Below are 4,097 nucleotides of genomic sequence, written 5' to 3'. Positions count from 1 at the left end.
GCCGATACGGGCGATCGCCCCTGGACGCGTGGCCGGGTTCCGGCGGGCCTCCACGACCATGCGGGTGGCGCGTTCGCGCAGCTCATCGGGGTATTTCTTCGGTGCTGGCATGTCCCTCATCCTTCCCAGGTTTGAGAGCCTCCATCACACCCGGCACGAAACACCAACGGTTACAACTGCGCGGTCACCATTCCCGAGAATCCGGGCGCCGCTGCCGTGGATGTCTGGCTGAACAGGGCCGGGGAGCCGACTCCGGGCCTACCCGATCCGTACCCCGGACCGGTGTACGTGGACGGGCGCGGCTCCTGCCTGGAATGGGGCGGCTCCGTCAACGGCCGCAGGGTCGACTGGCGCGACACCAGCTGCGGCTGAGGCGCGCGGTTGCCCCGGCCCGGCACGACGACGGCCCGACCTGCCCGGTGCGGTCGGGCCCGGGGCCCCGGAGCCGTCTACCGGGCCGGCTCGGCCGCGGCGTCCCGCCCGCCGCCGAAGACCTCCCCGACGAGCCTCCGTGTCACCTCCTGGAACTCCCCCGCCAGGGACATCCCGGCGTCGTCCACGTAGGTCAGCGAAGCGACCATGGTCCTGCTGCCGTCGGGCGTGCCGTACATCAGCGTCGCGTAGCCCGCGAGACCGCCGTTGTGGGTGACGACGGTTCCCCCGCCCGGGGCCTCCTGCACGAACACCCCGAGGCCGTAGCCCGCCTTGGGGTGCGGCGCGCACATCTCGGCCAGGAGCGGGGCCGGCAGGATCCTGCCGCCCAGCAGCGCGGAGACGAACACGTGGAGGTCCCGGGTGGTGGAGACCATGTCGCCGCCGCTGGAGATCCACGAGGGGTTCTGGCGGGTGACGTCGACCGTCCTCTCCTCGCCGTCCTCCTCGTACCGGTAGTAGGCGTGGGCGTGCGGTTCGGGGAGTTCCGGCCCGGTGGTCGGCACGACGGTCCCCGTCAGCCCGAGGGGGCCCAGGATCGAACGCCGCATCTCCTCGGCGAGCGAGTGTCCGGTGACCTTCTCGACCAGCAGCCTGGCCAGCACGTAGTTGGTGTTGGCGTAGCTCCAGTCCGCGCCCGGCTCGAACCGCGCCGGCCTGGACAGCGACAGCTCCACCAGCTCCTCGGGCCGGTAGGTCCTGAACCGGCTCTCCACCCACTCCCGGCCCGCCCAGGTGATCCCGGGCACGACCGTGCCGTCCTCGTGGTACTCGCCGGTGAAGTTGAAGATCCCGCTGGTGTGCTGCAGCAGCATCCGCACCGTGATCCGCCGGTCCAGCCCGAACCCGGGGAGGTGGTCGGCCACCGGGTCCCCCAGGCCGAGTCTTCCCTCGGCCACCAGCTGCAGCACCACGGTCGCGGTGAAGGTCTTGGTGTTGCTGCCGATCCGGAAGTGCCCGTCGGTCGGCGGCTTCTCCGGTGAGCCCAGCTCGCGGACCCCGGCACTGCCGGCCCACTCCCCCCGCTCGTCGTTGACGCGCATCTGGATCCCGACGAAACCGGGTCCGACGACGTCCTGGATGACCTTCTGGAGTTCCGGGCGGTCCTGCTCGGCGGGGGTGGCGGACATGGTGGTGTTCTCCTTCGACTGCTGGTACGGGACTGGGACGGGACGGGGACGGCCGTGCTACAGGCTGCGGGCGGTGATGTCGCCGTGGGCGGTGGTGGCGCGGATGTGCAGTTCGGGGGCGCCGTCGTTCCTGAGGGCGTTGTGGATACGGCCGTAGGGGGTGCCGGCGTCCAGGGAGGCCGAGACGCCGGGGGCGGCGCCGATCGAGATGCTTCCGGACTCGGTGCTCAGCTCGACGGTGCCGCGCACGGCCTCGGTGACGGCGATGTCGCCCTTGGAGGTGCTGATCCGGGCGGGCCCTTCGAGGCGGGCCAGTGAGACGTCGCCGGCCATGAGGGTGAGGCGGGCCTCGGCGGTGTGGTCGAGTTCGACCGTGGCGCGGGCGGCGTCGAGGGTGACCTCGCCCAGGCGTCCGGTGCTGTGCAGCCGGGCGTCGGCGGCCTTGGCCCGGAGGACCGAGCCGGCGGGCAGGTGGACGACGACCCGCACGGAGCCGGTGTCGCCCAGGATCCGGTTCTCGGCGGGCGCGGTCCGGATGCTCAGGACACCGTCGGCGAGGTCGACGGCGGTGCGCTCGGCGGCCTTGACGTCGCGGCTCCTGGCGGGGTCGGCGGGCAGGACCTCGACGGTGGTGTCGGCGCGGTCGGCGGCGGTGAGGCTGATGTGGGCGCCGGGGACGTCCAGGACGGCGGTGACGGGGGCGGGGGTGGTGAACGTGTGCATCGTGTTTGTCCTCCTCGTGCGGCGGATCCTTGCGACCCGCTGTTTCCGATGAAGGAAAAGCTACGTTGCATTCGCATAGTCGGCAACACCTTCGTTGCGAGAAACGCCCATAACCACAGGTAGTTTCCGTGAAATCGTTGCCTTGGTTTTGAATCTAACGCAACAAGCCCATGCCACTCGTTGCAATAGATAGGAATTGAACGCTATGGCGCCCCGCCGGGAGGCGCCGGACCCGCCGCCCTGCCCAGCGGTGGGCAGGGCAGCGCACCCAGCGCGAGGTCCCCGTGTCGAACCGGTCGTCGGACATCGGAACGGCCGCGGGGCCGCACTCCGTGGGAGCGGTGTCAGGCGAAGAAGCCGTAGATCCTGCTGATCCTGCCGCTCTCCAGCACCATGACGTCCCAGCCCTCGCCCACCGCCGGTTCGCCGGGCCTGCCGAAGCTCCAGTCGAAGTGGGCCAGACCGTGGTGTGCGCGGACCTCACCGAGCCGGAACACCATGCCGGCGAACTGCTCCTGCCAGCCGGCGATGGAGGAGTCGATGGCCGACACGCCTTCGGCCACGGTTTCGGGGTCCGTGTACACCGCGTGCGGGGCGAAGACCTCGTCCCCGAGGGCACGGCGGGCCCGGGGATCGCGCTCGTTCCAGATCGAGATGTACGCGGCCGCCGTCCGGGCGACGGTCTCGGCACTTTCCGTGGTCACGGGGTTCCCACCTCTCGTCGGATGCTTCGGTCAGGACGTGGCATCCGGCCCCGCCGCGCCCGGCGGCGAGGGCGCTTCCCGGCAGGCCGGGCGCACCGGCGAATGAACCCGGTTCTGCCGTCCGTGGCACAATCTTCAACGTTCATACCGGTATGAAGGTCAAGGAGCTTTCTGGTGCTGGTCGGGGAGCTGAGCCGCCGGACGGGTGTCGGTGCGCACCAGCTGCGGTACTACGAGGCACAGGGACTCCTGGAGCCGGACCGCGGCGCGAACGGGTACCGCGAGTACCCCGAGGACGCCGTGGCGAGGGTGAACCAGATCAGGTCCCTGATCGACGCGGGGATGTCCACCAGGGACATCGCCTCGATGATGCCCTGTGTGCTCGGGGAGGCCCCCGACTTCGTGAGCTGTCCCGAACTGCTGGCCCTCATGCGAGCCCGCGAGGACCGGTTGACCGGGCAGATCGAAGCGCTCACGGCCTCGCGTGAAGCTCTCCGGAACCACATCGGGAAGACTGTGACGGCCGGCCCGGGCGACCGCCCCTGGGGGCGCGGGGAATGAGAACCCGGCTTCCGGCGGATCGCCCCGGCCGCCGCCCCTACGCCCGCCCCGGGGCGGCGCAGTAGGCCGCCAGCACCGCCGCGCCCCACACCGCCTGCGCAGCGAGCAGCGGACCGGTCACCCCGGCGGCGACCGCCACGAGCGCGGGCAGGCACCCGAGCACGGCGACGTCGGCCCCGGCCAGCGCCCACACCAGCGGGCCGAGCGGCACCGGGCCGAGGGGCGTGTCCATGGCCGGCATCGCGTGCTCGATGGGACGGCGGCGCGCCATCCGCAGCGCCCCCGCCGCCAGCGCCGGCGCGCACAGCAGTCCGAGGGGCCAGAGGCCGGCGCCGTCTCCCGCGACGTCCAGTCCCGCCAGCGCGAGGGCCAGCCAGGAGCCGCCGAGCAGGGCGGGCAGCACCGCCCGCGCCGCGAGGAGCGCGCGCGGTCCCGTGCCCAGCAGCCGCGCGAGCGAGGCGTCCCCGGCGTCCCGGCGCGCCCCGGCGGTCCCCGCAGCGGCGACCGCGAGCGCACCCGCGGCGAGCACGGCCGCCACCGCCGTCGC

Annotated in this window: 4 protein-coding genes and 1 pseudogene; 1 reads left to right on the top strand and 4 read right to left on the bottom strand. The window is 72.2% G+C overall.

The annotated features are described in order from the left end of the window. Positions 1-449 precede the first annotated feature (449 nt). The 3 genes from ACFQBR_RS33485 to ACFQBR_RS33475 form a co-directional block, all read right to left on the bottom strand. The gene (locus ACFQBR_RS33485; RefSeq protein WP_344186590.1) at positions 450-1,562 is read right to left on the bottom strand and encodes a serine hydrolase domain-containing protein; all 1,113 of its coding nucleotides are present in this window, start codon (positions 1,560-1,562) and stop codon (positions 450-452) included. 57 nt (positions 1,563-1,619) lie between these two features. After that, positions 1,620-2,285: a DUF4097 family beta strand repeat-containing protein gene (locus ACFQBR_RS33480; protein ID WP_344186589.1), complete on the bottom strand. Its 666-nt coding sequence runs from the start codon at positions 2,283-2,285 to the stop codon at positions 1,620-1,622. A 344-nt stretch (positions 2,286-2,629) separates the two neighbouring features. Continuing rightward, positions 2,630-2,989, bottom strand: coding sequence for a nuclear transport factor 2 family protein (locus ACFQBR_RS33475; protein ID WP_344186588.1), 360 nt, complete (start codon positions 2,987-2,989; stop codon positions 2,630-2,632). 174 nt (positions 2,990-3,163) lie between these two features. On the opposite strand from ACFQBR_RS33475, the gene ACFQBR_RS33470 reads away from it, so the two are divergent. Beyond that, positions 3,164-3,550: a MerR family transcriptional regulator gene (locus tag ACFQBR_RS33470; protein ID WP_344186587.1), complete on the top strand. Its 387-nt coding sequence runs from the start codon at positions 3,164-3,166 to the stop codon at positions 3,548-3,550. Positions 3,551-3,587: 37 nt separating this feature from the next. On the opposite strand, the pseudogene ACFQBR_RS33465 reads toward ACFQBR_RS33470, so the two are convergent. Next, positions 3,588-4,097 (bottom strand): annotated as a pseudogene (locus ACFQBR_RS33465) (DUF6297 family protein); the annotation flags it as partial.

The organism is Nocardiopsis tropica (assembly GCF_042660575.1).
GTDB classification, from domain to species: Bacteria; Actinomycetota; Actinomycetes; order Streptosporangiales; family Streptosporangiaceae; genus Nocardiopsis; species Nocardiopsis tropica.
Note: the sequence above shows the minus strand (reverse complement) of the source record. Positions and strands in the feature narration are given on the sequence as shown.

Bases quoted from the DNA above. Each gene is read 5' to 3' on its own strand.
- ACFQBR_RS33485 (WP_344186590.1), bottom strand. From the start codon at position 1,562: ATGTCCGCCACCCCCGCCGAGCAGGACCGCCCGGAACTCCAGAAGGTC.
- ACFQBR_RS33480 (WP_344186589.1), bottom strand. From the start codon at position 2,285: ATGCACACGTTCACCACCCCCGCCCCCGTCACCGCCGTCCTGGACGTC.